A 14,701-nucleotide genomic window follows, 5' to 3' on the forward strand; every position below is an offset into this window, starting at 1 on the left:
CCAAAATGCGACGTAGCAGCAACCTTGCTCGCCGCCCGCAACTGGACGCTTCTCAATCGTCCTTCGCCCCTGGCTCCCGCACCCCGATCATACCGTTCGAGGTCATCTCCATCACCATTACCCCGTCCTGGTTGAAGGTGCGTACGCAGGTCTTGAACAGGCCGAGTTCGGGCTTGGACCTGCTGCGGCGCTTTTCGAGCAGTTCGGTTTCGATCCGCAGCGTGTCGCCGGGATAGACCGGGTGCTTCCAGCGCAACTCGTCAATGCCGGGCGAGCCCATGCCGGCGCGGGGAACTTCGTTCATGCTGTCGACCAGCATCCGCATCGTCATCGCGCAGGTGTGCCACCCGCTCGCCGAGATGCGCCCGAAATGCGTCTTCGCCGCCGCTTCCTGCGACAGGTGGAACGGCTGCGGATCGTACTTGCTCGCGAAGTCGCGGACTTCCTCCGCGGTCACTTCGTAGGCGCCGGAACTGCTCGTCATCCCGACTTCGAGGTCTTCGTAATACATCATGGGGAGCGCTCTATTACGCCAGACCGTAGCGCGCCAGCATCCATAGCCCCATGCCCATCATCGCGAGGTTCTCGCTCAGCGAGACGAAGCCCAGCGGGACATTGCTGCCGCCGCCCACGCAGGCGCACTTGATCTCGCGCTTCTGTACATAGACCGCGTAGAACACGCTCACCGCGCCGATCGTGCCGATGATGAGAGCGATCGGGATCGACAGCCACGGCAGCAGGTGCCCCGCCATCAGCACCGCCGCCGCCGCCTCGAGGAAGGGGTAGGCATAGGCGTAGGGCACCCATCTGCGCCCGAGCAGGTCGTAACCGACGAACATCGAGGAAAACTGCTCGACATCCTGCAGCTTGAGCATGGCGAGCATCGCCATCGAGAAGGCCACGAACCATTCGGCGGTGCGCGCGACCAGCGGGGTGCCGAAGCTCCAGGTCGCGAGGCTGACCGCCAGCGCCAGCGCGACCGCGAACACCGCGATAACGGGCTGGTAGCTGGTCTTGTCGTTGTCCTTCACCTTGCGGTCGAAGTACCTGCGCAGCGCCTCGTAGCCGCCGATGCGCTCGCCCCCGATGAAGGTCTGGGGCGTGGTTTTCACATCGTGCTTCGCCTTGAACGCGTCGGTTTCCTCGCGCGTGGTGAGGTGATGGTCCTCGACCGCGTAGCCTTCGCTTTCGAGGAGCCATTTGGACTTTATGCCGTAGGGGCAGACATGCTTGTCCATCACCATCCGGTGGAGGCGGGCGGTCTTGCGTTCGGCCATATGGCGAGCCTCAGTGGCGACCGGGGACGTCCGGCTTCATCGATCCGCTCGTCAGGTGCGGGATCACCCGGTATCGCGAGGTGATGAAGCTGAACAGTCCGAACATGACGAGGCCGATCGCGACCAGCGTGTAGACTACGCCCATGTCCCTGAGACTGACGATCGCTTCGCCGAGCCCCTTGACCTGGCTCGAGGAGGAGAACCACGCACCCTGCATCAGCGACCAGCCGATGATCGCGAAGACCACCGCGCGCGCGGCGTGTCCCGCACGGCCGATGTGACAGACCCAGTGCGGCGCACGACCGCTGATCCGCTTCATGAAACCGAGATCGTACGCCTTCTTGGCCTGCATCAGCCCCCCCACGAGGAACCCGAGCCCGATCACGCCGAGCACCACGCCGCCGAGGTCATAGGAGAGCACCGTGCTGGCACGTTCCTGCGTGCCGTCGCCGCCCGAACTCTTGGTGCCGGTCGCGAACTGGTAGGCGGCGAAGGCGAGGAAGGTGTGCGCGACGCCGCTCGCCACATCGCCGATCCGCTTGAGCCCACCCTCGATATCGTCGTTGCGGTTGTAGATGTTCGCGAAGCCCGAGAGGTATTTGTAGGCCGCATAGCCCAGCATTCCGATCGCGATCACCCACAAGAGCGGCGTCCCGAGCGGCACCTCCTGCAGCATGTCGAACACGCCGGTCGAGCCTTCGGAGGCTTCCCCGCTGCCCGTCTCCAGCGCGAGGTATCCCAGCAGCATGTAGGTGAGTCCGCGCGCCATGTAGCCAAGGCGCACGAACCAGCTGAATTTTTCCGATTTGTCGACCATGCGTCTCCCCTGTCGGTCGTGGTTTCACGACCAACGGGCGAGGGGAGAAATCGTGCCCTTAAGGGATAATTGTATCGCCAAATCGGAGATTGCGGGTAATTTCTCCGCAAGGGGGAAATTTTCATGATTCGCAATCTCTTGGCGGCACTCGTGCTGCTGCTCGCCGCCGTCTCGCCTGCCACGGCACAGGATGGCGCACCCGAAAACATTCCGCCCGAGGTTCAGGCGTTCATCGACAACCTCGATCCCCAAACCGGCTCGATCTCGATACCCGGGGCGCAGGCACGGCTCGAACTGGGCGACAAATACGTGTTCTACGGCGAGCAGGACGCCAAGGCGATCCTCGTCCAGCTGTGGGGCAACCCACCGGAATCGGTGAGTCAGACCCTCGGCCTGGTCATGCCCGCCGGGACCAGCCCGATCTCGGACAGCTGGGGCGCGGTCATCTCGTTCGAATCGATCGGTTACGTGAGTGACGACGATGCCGCCGACGTCGATTACGACGAGTTGATGGAACTGATGCAGGAAGGTGCGCGCGAGGAGGCCAGCGGCAGGCGCCAGGCGGGCTATCCCGGCATCGAGGTGGTGGGTTGGGCCGAGCGTCCGAACTACGACAAGCGCACACATTCGGTGGTCTGGGCGCAAAACCTGAAATTCGACGATCAGGCCGTGAACACGCTCAATTACGACGTGCGCACGCTCGGCCGCTATGGCGTTCTCAGCCTCAACCTGGTGTCGGTCATGCCCGACCTCAACAGCGTGCGGATCGCGGCGAAAGACTTCGCCGGCCTGGCCTCGTTCGAGGACGGCGCGCGCTATGCCGATTTCAACGCATCAACCGATCGCAAGGCGGAATACGGCATCGGCGGCCTGGTCGCGGCCGGGGCCGGGGTCGCTATGGCGAAGAAGCTCGGTATCTTCGCGATCATCCTGAAGTTTCTCAAGCCGCTGTTGATCGGGCTCGTTGCGCTGTTCTTCGTTTTCAAGAAAAAGATCCTCGGCCTGTTCGGGATCGGTGACGACGAACAGGACGAGGACTGGGTCGAATACGCCTCCGATGAAGACGCCGCCGCAGGCAACGAGCCAGATGGCGAGGACGAACACGGGTGGCGACCGGGCGGCGGCTACGAAAGCCCCTGACCGATCGCCCCGCGGCGGCGTGATCAGACGTTGAACTTGAACAGCATCACGTCGCCGTCCTGGACGAGGTATTCCTTGCCTTCCTGGCGAAGCTTGCCCGCTTCGCGCGCGGCGCTTTCGCCGCCCAGCGCGACGTAATCGTCGTAAGCGATGGTCTCGGCGCGAATGAATCCGCGTTCGAAATCGGTGTGGATCTCGCCCGCCGCCTGCGGGGCCTTGGCGCCCGCAGGGAAGGTCCAGGCGCGCGATTCCTTGGGGCCGGCGGTGAAGAAGGTCTGCAGGCCGAGCAGCTTGTAACCGGCGGCGATGATGCGGTTGAGGCCGCTTTCCTCGAGGCCCAGTTCGGACAGGTATTCGGCGCGTTCCTCGCCTTCCATCGCAACCAGTTCGGCCTCGATCGCGGCCGAGACGATCACCGCCTGCGCGCCCTCGGCTTCGGCCTTGGCGAAGACCTTTTCGGTCAGATCGTTGCCGTTGGAAGCATCTTCCTCGGCGACGTTGCAGACATAGAGCACCGGCTTGGCGGTCAGGAGCTGCGCCTGCTCGAACAGGCAGGCTTCCTCGTCGTCGCCCGGCTCGACGAGGCGCGCGGGCTTGCCGTCCTTGAGCAGTTCGAGCGCCTGGCCGAGCACGCTGGCGAGCGCCTTGGCTTCCTTGTCCCCGCCGGTCGCGCGGCGCCTGGCGTTCTCGGCGCGCTTTTCGACGCTTTCGAGGTCCGACAGCAGCAATTCGGTCTCGACCACCTCGGCATCGGCGAGCGGGTCGACCCGGTTGGAGACGTGCTGGATGTCGTCATCCTCGAAACAGCGCAGCACGTGCACGATCGCGTCGACCTCGCGGATATTGGCGAGGAACTGGTTGCCGAGCCCTTCGCCCTTGCTCGCACCCTTCACCAGGCCGGCAATGTCGACGAAAGCGAGCTGGGTGGGGATGATCTTCGCGCTCTTGGCGATCGCGGCGATCTTCTCGAGCCGTTCGTCGGGCACGGCGACCTGCCCGACATTGGGCTCGATCGTGCAGAACGGATAGTTCGCGGCCTGCGCGGCCTGCGTTTCGGTTAGTGCGTTGAAGAGCGTCGACTTGCCGACATTGGGCAGGCCGACGATGCCGCATTTGAACCCCATGGGAATTTCCTACAATGTGGGCGATAAGGATTTGCGCGCCGCTTAGCCGTGGCGCGGGCAGAATGCCAGATGGGGGAAGAAATGATTGCACGGACGATGATTGTTGCGGGCGCGCTTGCGCTCGCTTCGTGCTCGGGGGACAGCGCCGACCGGTTCGAACGCGCGGAGGCCAGTTTCGAGGCGGGCGAGTACGAAGAGGCGCGGATCGATCTCATCAGCGTGCTCGACGAAGATCGCGATAATGCAGCGGCCCTCCTGCTGCTGGCGCGCACCGAGCTCGCGCAGGGCAATGGCGCAGGCGCGCGCGAACGGCTGCTGCGGTTACAGGAACTGGGCGCGGTGCCCGACGACTACGCCTTTCTCCTCGCCGAGGCGGAAAACATGCGCGGAAACCCCGAAGGCGCGCTCGAAGCGCTGTCGCAGGTCGAGACGGCCGAAGCCTATCGCCTGCGCGCGCAGGCGCTGACCGGCATGAATCGCATCGACGAGGCGCGCGAGACGCTGCGCAAGGGACTCGACATGCCGGGGGACAAGGGCGCGCTCTACGCCGAATACGCGATGTTCCGGCTCGCCGATGGGGAGATCGCCGAAGCGACGCGCTATGTGCGCCTCGCGGAGCAGTCCGCGCCAGAAGCGCTCGAGACCTATCTCGCAGCCGGCCGTCTCGCGCAGGCGCAGGAGCGGATCGACGACGCAATCGCGATTTTCGGCGAAGGCGCGGAGACCTACCCGACCGACCTGCGGCTGTTCGAGGAACTGGCGATGGCCCTGGGACAGGCCGGACGGTTCGAGGAGATCGAACAGCTGGTCGAAAAAGGGCGCGCGCGGTTCGGCGGAACCCCCGAATTCACGATCCTGCGCGCCAAGCTCGCCGCCGAACAGGGCGAGTGGGAGCAGGTCCGGACTTTGATGCAGCCGATCGAGGCGCAGCTGGACAACCGCCCGGTGGCCGAGCTGCTCTATGCGACGGCGCTCTATCGGCTCGGACAGTCGGAGCTCGCGTATCGGAGAGCGCAGCGCCTTAACCGGCGGTTCCCCGGCAATCCGGATGCGCAGTCGCTGCTCGAGGAAATAGAGGCCAGCCTCTAGCGAATAGGGGCCGGCCTCCGGATATCAGAGCTTCAAAGCCGCGCCGGCGAACCGGCGCGGCACCGAAGAAACCTTACTTGCGGTCCTTGCGACGGCGGCGCGAAGTGTGCGCTGCGCCGGCACCGATCGCCGCCATGCCGAACAGGGCCAGCATGCCCGGTTCGGGCACCGAAGTCGGCGGCGGGGGCGGCGGAGGCGGGGGCGGCGGAGGAGGCGGCGGCGGCGGCGGGTTGTGGCCGCAACCGGTGTAATGCGTGTGCGTGCCGCTTCCGCCCCATTTCTTCCACCAGGTCGCATGGGCGGGCGAGGCCGTAACCATCGAGCCCAGCACCACGACCATCGTTGCCGTCGCTGCCTTCTTCATAACCGATATCCCCCTTTGGAATGGTTACCGTCATCCAAAGCAATGCCCGTGCCAATCGCGCTTTTCCGGGGCTTTCGATGGTTAACGGCTTGCTCGCCGATATTGGTGTGTCAAAGTAACCGACAGTGGCTAACGGAATTTTTCGAATTTGCCGGCTAGAGGCGAAGGCATGAGAAGACGACCTATCGTAACGATCTCGGCTGCCGCCGCCCTATGGCTGGTCGGCTGCAGTGCCGATCCCGGTGATCAGTTCGCGCGGGCGCAGGATGCCTTTGCCGCCCATCGCTACGACGAGGCGAGGATCGACCTCGTCTCGGCGCTCCAGCAGGAGCCCGAAAACGTCGCGATGCTCGAACTGCTCGCGCGTACGCAATTGTCGCTCGGCGACGGCGAGGGCGCGCAGGCGACGCTCGACCGGCTTGCCGCCGTCGACGGCCTGCCGGGCGATGCCCCGCTGCTGCGCGGTGAGGCGGCACTGTTGCGCGGACAATTCGACGAGGCGCTGTCCGCGGTCGAGGACGCAAGCGGCGCCGAAGCCTGGCGGATCCGCGCGATCGCGCGCGTCGGGCAGGGGGATCCCGAGGCGGCGGCCGTGGCGTTCGGCGAAGGCGCGGCACTCGAGCGGCCTACGGCGCGCCTGCTCGCCGATTACGCGATCTTCGCACTGGGGAACGGGGCGCTGGCACGGGCCCGCGAACTCGCCGATCGGGCGATCGCGATCGATCGAAACCAGATCGATGCGCTGCTTGCCAATGCGCGCGTCGCTGTGGCTGAGGGCGATCTCGGCACGGCGCTCGACGCCTATGTCGCGGCGCGCGCGGCCTATCCGGAGAACCGCGCCGCGCTGCTCGGCGAGGCGGGGGTGCTCGGCGATCTCGACCGGCTCGACGAGATGGAACAGCTGATCGAGCGCGCAGCCGAGCAGGCACCAGATGATCCGGCGGTGGTCTATTTGCGCGGACGCCTGGCCGGCGAACGGGGGGAGTGGGCCGAAGTCCGTCGCCTGTTCCAGTTGAACGAGCGCCGCCTGGAAGGCCGCGACGATGCCCAGATCCTGTATGCCGAGGCTCTGCTCGAGCTCGACCAGAGCGAATTGGCCCTCGCGCGCTTGCGCCCCGTCTTGCGCCGCGATCCGCGCAATGTCTACGCTCGCCGGCTGTTGACGCGGGCAATGATCGCGACCGGCGACGGTGCCGGTGCACTCTCCGCGATCCGTCCGATTGCAGACCGTGCCGAGGCATCGCAGACCGACCTCGTGCTCGCCGCGCGCGCGGCCAGGCTGGCAGGTTCGGAGCGGGCTTCCGATTACCGCGTCCGCGCGCGCGTGCCGTCACCCGAGAACATCGCCGCCGAGATCGCCAGTGCCGATGCCGCGTTGCGCGCGCGCAACTGGCGCGAGGCGATCGCAGCCTATGAGCGCGTGATCGAGGCGACCGGCGAAAACAATGTGCTGGTGCTCAACAATTTCGCCTATGCGCTCGGTGAGGCCGGAAACCGTCGCCGCGCGCTCGAATATGCGAAGAAGGCGCTGGCGCTGGCCCCCGACAATCCGTCGGTACTCGATACCGCGGGATGGCTGATGGTCCAGACCGACGGCGATCGCGAGGCGGCGATCCGGCTGCTCGAAAAGGCCGCCCGGCTCGCCCCGAAGAACAGGACGATCGCCGAGCACCTGCGCCTGGCGAAAGCCGACTGACGCATCTGGGCCTGCCAATGAAGAAGGGCGCCCTCCCGGTGGGGAGAGCGCCCTTTCTCTTATCTGCGATGTGCGATCAGGCTGCCAGCTTGCGGCGGCGGCGCATCAGGCCGATGCCCACGAGCCCGAGGCCGAACAGGCCGAGCATGCCGGGTTCGGGAACCGGGGTGCCGCCGGTGGTCGACGTCGTGGTCGAGGTAACCTGCGAACCGGTGGCCGAACCGTCGCCGTTGACCGCCTGGTACCGGACGAAGAAATCGGACAGGGTGATCGGGTTGGTCGGGTCGGAGAAATAGAGGCTCATCGTGCCCGAACCGCTTTCGCCGTTGGTGAGTCCGTTGGTGCCCGAACCGGCGCCGCCGCACGAGCCGCTGTCCTTCGCCTTGAAGCAGACATCGACCGTGCCGATCCCGTTGGGATAGTTCTTGTCGAGCTTCGAATAGTCGAAGGTGCCGGTCGAATCGGCCCCGGTGATGTCGGGGTTCACATTGAAGGCGAAGCCGGTCAGCGAACCGGTCGAGGTCGTGCTCGTGTTCGCCGCGTCGTAGGTGAAATTGTAGGTCTTCCCGTCAGGCGAGATGCTTACCAGCGTGAAGGTGATCGAGGAGGTCAGCCCGTCGACCGTGCCGCTTCCGTCCTCGCCGTCGAAATCGATCGTGAAGGTCGAACCCTCGTCGCCCGCGCCGAGCGTGATCGGATCGGCCAGCGCAGGGCTCGCGCCGAGCATGGCGACCGTGGCGAGAACGGCGGTAAACAGTTTGCGAAGCATCGGGTGGGCCCCTCGAAAGAACAGTCTATATCGTTACCGAACCTCTATGCAGGCAACGTGCCAATGGCGGATTTTCGCGCAATAAAATGGTTAACAGGCGTTGGTTAATGCCGTGTTTGTAATGTTTTCCGACAGCTGTCCGCCAATCCCTGCCTAGTCGAGGACTGCCTTGATCCACGGGCCCGCGCTGCTTTCGCCGAGCCAGTCGAGCTGGGTTTGGCGGCTGACTGCGTTGATCGCGGTCTGGGGTATGAAACGGGGATGGACCGGGCGGCGAAGCGGGCGGGTGCCCGGCGGCATCGCGATGATCTCGGCGATCGCGCGCGGCACGTCGTCGATATCGGTATCGCGCCCGTCGCCGGTCTCGGTCCCCATCCGCGCGACGAGCGCCGGGTAGCCCGAGAGATGTTTTTCTTCGGCGCGGGCCTTGAGCGCGTTGTTGTAGCGATTGCGGTTCTGCCAGATCTCGGTCGGATAGCCGCCCGGCTCGATGATCGTGACCTCGATCCCGTGCGGCACCAGTTCGTAGGCGAGCTGTTCGCTCATCGCCTCGACCGCGAACTTGGTGGCGCAGTAATGGCCCGCAGATGGGGCGATCACGCGCCCGAGCTGCGAGGAGACGTTGAAGATCTGGCCCTTGCCCGCTTCGCGCATCGCCGGAAGCACCGCGCGAGCCATGCGGTGATAGCCGAACACATTGGTGTCGAAGGCGAGCCGGGTCGCCTCCATGTCCTGCACCTCGACCGGGCCGGTGATGCCGATCCCGGCATTGTTGACCAGCACGTCGAGCGCCCCGAACACTTCGGACTGGGCCATTTGGACGGCGTAATCGATCGACTCTTGCGAGAGCACGTCGAGTTCCATCACGACGAGGTCGAGTTTCTCGTTCCACCGGATCTCTTCGAGCTCGTCGGCCTCGGGCCGGGGCAGGTTTCGCATGGTGGCGAACACTTTCGCCCCGCGTCGCGCGTAATAGAGCGCCCCGGCGCGCCCGAAACCCGACGAGCATCCGGTGATCAGGATCGACTTGCCAGTAAGGTCGGGTTCGACTTGCGGCAGGTTGGCGATGGCGGGCCTGGCTGCGACCAGCGCGGCCCCGGCGGCGGTTCCGGCAAGCAGCGAACGGCGGGTGATATCGGGCATGGCGGGTCTCCTTCGCGCTCCAGCCTAGCGTCTAATCGGCGCGAAGCGAGTCCATCCAGCGCTCGAGCGCTCGCGGCGAGCGCAGGCGCTCGACCTTGTCCCAGTGTCCTTCGAGCTGCCGATGCAATCGCACCCGCGGCCCGGTGTTCCAGTTGGCGACGTACCACAGGAAAGACAGATCGAACCGCTCCGGGCAGTCTTCGCCCATGTCGGGCCGGGTGCGCCCGCGCCAGGTCCACACGCGCCGAACGATCCGCCACAGGCAGAGCGGGATCGGAAAATCGAGATAGACTACCGTGTCCGCCTGCGGCAGTCGAAGCTGCAGCGAACTGCCGTGCGTGCCGTCGATGATCCACCGCTCTCCGGCCACGATCTCTTCCTGGTGCCGGAGATATTCGGCGCGCTCCATCTCGTGCCAGCCGGGCAGCCAGAGGACCGCATCGAGGTGATGGACCGGAAGGTCCAGTCTCTTCCCTAGCGCAAAGGCGAGGGTCGACTTCCCCGAACCGCAGGGCCCGATGACGAGGACGCGCTGCATGGCCTCAAGCCTGCATCCTCAGCGCGACGTCGTTCATGAAGCGCGCGTCGTCGCCCGCGGCGAGCCATTCGGCCTCGGCCGCGATCGCGCCGAGCATGGCGGCAAGATCGTCCAGCTCCGACTTGGCGTAATTGCCGAGGACGTGACCGGTGACGCGGTCCTTGTGCCCCGGATGGCCGATGCCGATGCGGACGCGGCGAAAATCATTGCCGAGGTGGTTGTCGATCGAACGCAGCCCGTTGTGCCCGGCGGTGCCGCCGCCCTGCTTCACCTTGACCTTGAACGGGGCGAGATCGAGCTCGTCGTGGAACACGGTCAGCGCATCGAGTTCGAGCTTGTAGAAGCGCATCGCCTCGCCCACCGCGCGGCCGCTTTCGTTCATGAAGGTCGCGGGCTTCAGCAGCAGGATCTTCTCGCGCCCGATCCGTCCTTCCTGCGCCCAGCCGGAAAACTTCTTCTGCACCGGGCCGAAACCGTGCATCTCGGCGATCGTGTCGAGCACCATGAAGCCGACATTGTGCCGGTGCATCGCATAGCGCGGTCCGGGATTTCCGAGGCCTGTCCAGATCTGCATCGCGCCCTCCTAGCCAGCGCCCTCGGAAAAGCAAAACGCCGAGTTCCACGAGGGAACCCGGCGCCTTGGTGATTGCTTCGCAGGAAAGAGCGATCAGTCCTCGCTCTTTTCCTCCTGTTCTTCGGCGGCGTCTTCGTCGTCACCCTGTTCGGTGGCGGGGACGTCTTCCGCATCGACTTCTTCGCCGGTCTCTTCTTCGGCCTTCTTGAGCGCCGACGGGGCGACCAGCGTGGCGATGGTGAAGTCGCGATCGGTGATCGCGCTTTCGCTGCCTTCGGGCAGGGTCACTTCGCTGATGTGGATCGAATCGCCGACTTCCTTGCCCTCGACGTCGATCTCGATCTCGCTCGGGATCTTCTCGGCATCGCAGACCAGTTCGAGCTCGTGACGCACGATGTTGAGCACGCCACCCTTCTTGAGGCCCGGCGAAGCCGCTTCGTTGACGAACACGACCGGGACCTGGACTTCGACCTTCGCACCCTTGGCGAGGCGGAAGAAGTCGGCGTGGACCGGACGGTCGGTGACGGGGTGAAGCGAGACGTCCTTGGGCAGGGTCTTCATCTTCTTGCCGCCGACCTCGATCTCGACGATCGAGTTCATGAAGTGGCCGGTGTCCAGCAGACGGACCAGTTCCTTGGCCTCGACGTGGATCGGGGTGGGTTCTTCCTTGCCGCCATAGATCACGGCGGGGACACGGCCTTCGCGACGCAGTGCACGGGAGGCTCCCTTGCCAGCCCGTTCGCGCGTCTCGGCCGGCAGGGTCAGAGCGTCGCTCATATCAATGCCTTTCGAAATGCATATGTGTAAGTCCCGGTCTCGCCACGCCTCCAGGGATGACCATGGCTCCGGGTGGGCGCGCCTATACGCGTATTCGCCGCAAAAGCAAGCATGCGGTGCCACGGCGGATCGGGCGATGCGACATCTGAGCACCGATGCATCGCCCGGATTGACCCCCGGCCACCCCTGCGCCATTGCGCGCGACACGATGAACACGCCGATGCAACAGCCTGCCGGACGCGATCCGAAGAGCAGCTTCCAGGACATGATCCTCGCGCTCCACGATTTCTGGAGCGCGCAGGGCTGCGTCATCCTCCAGCCCTACGACATGCGCATGGGGGCAGGGACCTTCCACACCGCGACGACGCTGCGCGCGCTCGGGCCCGAGCCGTGGAACGCGGCCTTCGTCCAGCCCTGCCGCCGCCCGACCGACGGGCGCTATGGCGAGAACCCGAACCGGTTGCAGCATTATTACCAGTACCAGGTGATCCTGAAGCCGAGCCCGCCCGATATCCAGGAGCTCTATCTGGAATCGCTGCGCGTGATCGGGATCGATCCGCTGAAGCACGATATCCGCTTCGTCGAGGACGACTGGGAATCGCCCACGCTGGGCGCATGGGGCCTTGGCTGGGAAGTCTGGTGCGACGGGATGGAGGTGACCCAGTTCACCTATTTCCAGCAGATGGGCGGGTTCGACTGCAAGCCGGTCGCGGGCGAGCTGACCTACGGGCTCGAGCGCCTCGCGATGTACATCCAGGGCGTCGACAACGTCTACGATCTCTCGTTCAACGGCCAGGGCACGAGCTACGGCGACGTGTTTCTCGAAAACGAGAAGCAGATGTCGAAGTGGAACTTCGAGGTGGCCGAGACCGACGCGCTGTTCGACCTCTTCAACAAGGCCGAGGCCGAGTGCCGCAACGCGCTCGACGGCAGCGTGCCGATCGCGGCCTACGAGCAGGCGGTCGAGGCGAGCCACATCTTCAACCTGCTGCAGGCGCGCGGCGTGATCAGCGTGCAGGAGCGCGCCAGCTACATGGGCCGCGTCCGCGACCTCGCGCGCGGTTCGTGCGAAGCCTATGCCGAGAAGATGGCGCCCGAATGGAAAGCGAAATTCCCGGAGTGGAGCCTGTGAGCGATTTCCTCCTCGAGCTGCGGTCCGAAGAAATCCCCGCGCGGATGCAGGCCGGCGCGCGCAAGGAACTCGAAAAGCTGTTCCGCCGCAAAATGGACACCGCCGGCGTGGCGGTGGGCGAGGTCACCGTCTGGTCGACCCCGCGCCGCCTTGCGCTGATCGCGCGCGACCTGCCGGATGCCACCGAAGCGGTCAGCGAGGAAGCCAAGGGTCCGCCCGAAGGCGCGCCCGACCAGGCGGTCGAAGGCTTCTGCCGCAAGAACGGCGTCACCCGCGACGAACTCGAAGTGCGCGACGTGAAGGGCCGCCCGACCTATTTCGCGGTGAAGAACATTCCCGGCCGCCAGGCCTCGGCGCTGCTTGCCGAGGCGATCCCCGCGATCGTGCGCGATTTCAGCTGGCCCAAGTCGATGCGCTGGGGCGCGGCCTCGCTCAGCACCGAGAGCCTGCGCTGGGTGCGCCCGCTTTCTGGCATTGTCGCCCTGCTCGGCGACGACGTGATCGAGTGCGAGGTGCACGGCGTCACCTCGGGCGCGGTCACGCTCGGCCACCGCTTCCACCATGCGGGCGACATCACGATCGGCAATGCCGACGATTACGCGATGAAACTGCGCGCGGGCCACGTGATCGTCGATCACGTGGAACGGCAGGATTTGATCCGCAAAGGCGCGGCCAGGGTCGCCGAGGAAGCGGGCCTCACGCTGGTCGAGGACGAGGGGCTGGTGATCGAGAATGCCGGCCTCACCGAATGGCCGGTCCCGCTGCTCGGCAGGTTCGAGGAGGATTTCCTCGAGGTCCCGCCCGAGACGATCCAGCTCACCGCGCGCGTGAACCAGAAATATTTCGTCTGCGAGGATGCGAAGGGCGAGCTTGCCAACGCCTTCATCTGCACCGCCAATATCGAGGCCGCCGATGGCGGCACCCGCGTGGTCGAAGGCAACCGCAAGGTCCTCGCCGCGCGCCTCGCCGATGCGCGCTTCTTCTGGGACGTCGATCGCAAGAAGACGCTGGCCGAGCACGCCAAGGGTCTGGAGCGGATCACCTTCCACGAGAAGCTCGGCACCGTCGCCGACAAGGTCGAGCGGGTCACGAGGCTGGCGCTTTGGCTGGTCGACACAGGCGTTGTGAAGCCATCTGACGAAGGCTCAGGGGCAGAGACCCAGCTTTATAACTACGTTCAAGATGCAGCAGCATTATCGAAGGCCGACCTCGTCACAGAGATGGTGGGTGAATTCCCCGAATTGCAGGGCCTGATGGGTGGTTACTACGCCCGCGCCGAAGGCCTGCCTAACGAAGTCGCCGATGCGATCCGCGATCACTACAAGCCGGTCGGTCAGGGCGACGAGGTGCCGACCGCGCCGGTGACCGTGGCGGTGGCGCTGGCGGATAAGCTGGATACTCTGATGGCTTTCTTTGGCATGCGCGAAGAGCCTACGGGATCCAAGGATCCATTCGCACTTCGACGTGCTGCACTGAGTGTTCTTCGAATTCTTCAAGCAAACAATATTCGCCTGAATGTTCGCCATGCCTACCGCATCGCAGGCCTCCTGTTGACAAGACAGATATCTAACCGCGCCCTTGGAAATAAGATTGAGGATGATTTTGAATCAGCGCGAAAGCTCGGTCTATTAGATCCAGCTACAATTGACGAAGAAGGCTATAAGAAGACTCTTCTTGATGAGATCAATGCCTCAGGCGTCGCGAAAAATCTCGAAATTGGCGAAGAAAGACTTCCCAATTTCTTCGCCGACCGCCTCAAGGTCCAGCAGCGCGAGGCGGGGGTCCGCCACGACCTGATCGACGCGGTCTTCGCGCTCGGCGGCGAGGACGATCTCGTCCGGTTGCTCGCGCGCGTGAAGGCGCTCCAGTCCTTCATGGACACCGAAGACGGCGCCAACCTGCTCGCCGGCTACAAGCGTGCGGCGAACATCCTCAAGAAGGAAGAATGGGACGGCGGGAAAGACCTTTCCTACTCGACCGAAGCAGCCGAAAAGGGGCTGATCGACGCGCTCGACAGCGCCGGACCCAAGGCCGAATCCGCCGTGGCGGAGGAGGACTTCGCCGCAGCCATGTCCGCGCTGGCTTCGCTGCGCGCGCCGATCGATCGGTTCTTCGAGGAGGTGACGGTCAATGACGACGACAAGGCCAAGCGCGCCTTCCGGCTCGACCTGCTCGCGCGCTTCCGCGACGCCGTCCACCAGGTGGCGGATTTCTCCAAAATCGAGGGCTGAGTTTTTCCGCCCTGAACAGTGTAACACCCG

At 64.9% G+C, this 14,701-nt stretch carries 15 protein-coding genes; 5 read left to right on the plus strand and 10 right to left on the minus strand.

Annotation, left to right across the window (positions count from 1 at the left end; translation table 11 throughout):
• Positions 1-52: 52 nt before the first annotated feature.
• The 3 genes from IEW49_RS05150 to IEW49_RS05160 are packed head-to-tail and all read right to left on the minus strand — an operon-like array spanning position 53 to position 2,094.
• Complete coding sequence (locus IEW49_RS05150; RefSeq protein WP_188641675.1) at positions 53-514, minus strand: MaoC family dehydratase; 462 nt, start codon at positions 512-514, stop codon at positions 53-55.
• Positions 515-527: 13 nt separating this feature from the next.
• The gene (locus IEW49_RS05155; protein WP_188641676.1) at positions 528-1,277 is read right to left on the minus strand and encodes a glutaredoxin family protein; all 750 of its coding nucleotides are present in this window, start codon (positions 1,275-1,277) and stop codon (positions 528-530) included.
• A 10-nt stretch (positions 1,278-1,287) separates the two neighbouring features.
• The gene (locus IEW49_RS05160; RefSeq protein ID WP_188641677.1) at positions 1,288-2,094 is read right to left on the minus strand and encodes a DUF1206 domain-containing protein; all 807 of its coding nucleotides are present in this window, start codon (positions 2,092-2,094) and stop codon (positions 1,288-1,290) included.
• A gap of 123 nt (positions 2,095-2,217) precedes the next feature.
• On the opposite strand from IEW49_RS05160, the gene IEW49_RS05165 reads away from it, so the two are divergent.
• Positions 2,218-3,234, plus strand: a complete 1,017-nt coding sequence (locus IEW49_RS05165; protein WP_188641678.1) for a DUF2167 domain-containing protein — start codon at positions 2,218-2,220, stop codon at positions 3,232-3,234.
• A gap of 23 nt (positions 3,235-3,257) precedes the next feature.
• Here the strand turns inward: IEW49_RS05165 and ychF are convergent, their stop codons facing one another.
• Complete coding sequence (ychF, locus tag IEW49_RS05170; protein WP_188641679.1) at positions 3,258-4,358, minus strand: redox-regulated ATPase YchF; 1,101 nt, start codon at positions 4,356-4,358, stop codon at positions 3,258-3,260.
• 81 nt (positions 4,359-4,439) lie between these two features.
• Between ychF and IEW49_RS05175 the strand changes: the two genes are divergently transcribed.
• Entirely contained in the window at positions 4,440-5,447 is a 1,008-nt protein-coding gene (locus tag IEW49_RS05175) for a tetratricopeptide repeat protein (RefSeq protein ID WP_188641680.1), read from the plus strand.
• Between the two features lie 73 nt (positions 5,448-5,520).
• On the opposite strand, the gene IEW49_RS05180 is transcribed toward IEW49_RS05175, so the two are convergent.
• Positions 5,521-5,811: a PEP-CTERM sorting domain-containing protein gene (locus IEW49_RS05180; protein ID WP_188641681.1), complete on the minus strand. Its 291-nt coding sequence runs from the start codon at positions 5,809-5,811 to the stop codon at positions 5,521-5,523.
• 169 nt (positions 5,812-5,980) lie between these two features.
• On the opposite strand from IEW49_RS05180, the gene IEW49_RS05185 reads away from it, so the two are divergent.
• The gene (locus IEW49_RS05185; RefSeq protein ID WP_188641682.1) at positions 5,981-7,507 is read left to right on the plus strand and encodes a tetratricopeptide repeat protein; all 1,527 of its coding nucleotides are present in this window, start codon (positions 5,981-5,983) and stop codon (positions 7,505-7,507) included.
• A 76-nt stretch (positions 7,508-7,583) separates the two neighbouring features.
• Here IEW49_RS05185 and IEW49_RS05190 read toward each other — a convergent pair whose 3' ends face one another.
• From IEW49_RS05190 to IEW49_RS05210, 5 genes are all read right to left on the minus strand, one after another.
• A complete protein-coding gene (locus IEW49_RS05190; RefSeq protein WP_188641683.1) occupies positions 7,584-8,276 on the minus strand; it encodes a cistern family PEP-CTERM protein in 693 nt (230 codons plus the stop codon).
• A 153-nt stretch (positions 8,277-8,429) separates the two neighbouring features.
• Positions 8,430-9,419, minus strand: a complete 990-nt coding sequence (locus IEW49_RS05195; protein ID WP_188641684.1) for an SDR family oxidoreductase — start codon at positions 9,417-9,419, stop codon at positions 8,430-8,432.
• Between the two features lie 31 nt (positions 9,420-9,450).
• Positions 9,451-9,957 carry a P-loop NTPase family protein gene (locus IEW49_RS05200; RefSeq protein WP_188641685.1) on the minus strand — a complete coding sequence of 169 codons (507 nt, stop codon included), beginning with the start codon at positions 9,955-9,957 and terminating at the stop codon, positions 9,451-9,453.
• Between the two features lie 4 nt (positions 9,958-9,961).
• The gene (pth, locus tag IEW49_RS05205) at positions 9,962-10,531 is read right to left on the minus strand and encodes an aminoacyl-tRNA hydrolase (RefSeq protein WP_188641686.1); all 570 of its coding nucleotides are present in this window, start codon (positions 10,529-10,531) and stop codon (positions 9,962-9,964) included.
• A 93-nt stretch (positions 10,532-10,624) separates the two neighbouring features.
• Positions 10,625-11,308, minus strand: coding sequence for a 50S ribosomal protein L25/general stress protein Ctc (locus IEW49_RS05210; protein WP_188641687.1), 684 nt, complete (start codon positions 11,306-11,308; stop codon positions 10,625-10,627).
• A 265-nt stretch (positions 11,309-11,573) separates the two neighbouring features.
• Between IEW49_RS05210 and IEW49_RS05215 the strand changes: the two genes are divergently transcribed.
• Together IEW49_RS05215 and glyS are read left to right on the plus strand one after the other, a co-directional pair.
• A complete protein-coding gene (locus tag IEW49_RS05215; RefSeq protein WP_229658210.1) occupies positions 11,574-12,440 on the plus strand; it encodes a glycine--tRNA ligase subunit alpha in 867 nt (288 codons plus the stop codon).
• Positions 12,437-14,671 carry a glycine--tRNA ligase subunit beta gene (gene glyS / locus IEW49_RS05220; RefSeq protein WP_188641688.1) on the plus strand — a complete coding sequence of 745 codons (2,235 nt, stop codon included), beginning with the start codon at positions 12,437-12,439 and terminating at the stop codon, positions 14,669-14,671. The genes IEW49_RS05215 and glyS overlap by 4 nt, the downstream gene beginning before the upstream one ends.
• Positions 14,672-14,701 lie beyond the last annotated feature (30 nt).

This window comes from Pseudoblastomonas marina, from assembly GCF_014641655.1.
GTDB classification, from domain to species: Bacteria; Pseudomonadota; Alphaproteobacteria; order Sphingomonadales; family Sphingomonadaceae; genus Alteriqipengyuania_A; species Alteriqipengyuania_A marina.

Bases quoted from the DNA above. Each gene is read 5' to 3' on its own strand.
- IEW49_RS05190 (WP_188641683.1), bottom strand. From the start codon at position 8,276: ATGCTTCGCAAACTGTTTACCGCCGTTCTCGCCACGGTCGCCATGCTC.
- IEW49_RS05155 (WP_188641676.1), bottom strand. From the start codon at position 1,277: ATGGCCGAACGCAAGACCGCCCGCCTCCACCGGATGGTGATGGACAAG.
- IEW49_RS05150 (WP_188641675.1), bottom strand. From the start codon at position 514: ATGATGTATTACGAAGACCTCGAAGTCGGGATGACGAGCAGTTCCGGC.
- IEW49_RS05160 (WP_188641677.1), bottom strand. From the start codon at position 2,094: ATGGTCGACAAATCGGAAAAATTCAGCTGGTTCGTGCGCCTTGGCTAC.
- IEW49_RS05195 (WP_188641684.1), bottom strand. From the start codon at position 9,419: ATGCCCGATATCACCCGCCGTTCGCTGCTTGCCGGAACCGCCGCCGGG.
- IEW49_RS05210 (WP_188641687.1), bottom strand. From the start codon at position 11,308: ATGAGCGACGCTCTGACCCTGCCGGCCGAGACGCGCGAACGGGCTGGC.
- IEW49_RS05165 (WP_188641678.1), top strand. From the start codon at position 2,218: ATGATTCGCAATCTCTTGGCGGCACTCGTGCTGCTGCTCGCCGCCGTC.
- IEW49_RS05180 (WP_188641681.1), bottom strand. From the start codon at position 5,811: ATGAAGAAGGCAGCGACGGCAACGATGGTCGTGGTGCTGGGCTCGATG.
- pth (WP_188641686.1), bottom strand. From the start codon at position 10,531: ATGCAGATCTGGACAGGCCTCGGAAATCCCGGACCGCGCTATGCGATG.
- IEW49_RS05185 (WP_188641682.1), top strand. From the start codon at position 5,981: ATGAGAAGACGACCTATCGTAACGATCTCGGCTGCCGCCGCCCTATGG.
- IEW49_RS05175 (WP_188641680.1), top strand. From the start codon at position 4,440: ATGATTGCACGGACGATGATTGTTGCGGGCGCGCTTGCGCTCGCTTCG.
- ychF (WP_188641679.1), bottom strand. From the start codon at position 4,358: ATGGGGTTCAAATGCGGCATCGTCGGCCTGCCCAATGTCGGCAAGTCG.
- IEW49_RS05200 (WP_188641685.1), bottom strand. From the start codon at position 9,957: ATGCAGCGCGTCCTCGTCATCGGGCCCTGCGGTTCGGGGAAGTCGACC.
- IEW49_RS05215 (WP_229658210.1), top strand. From the start codon at position 11,574: ATGATCCTCGCGCTCCACGATTTCTGGAGCGCGCAGGGCTGCGTCATC.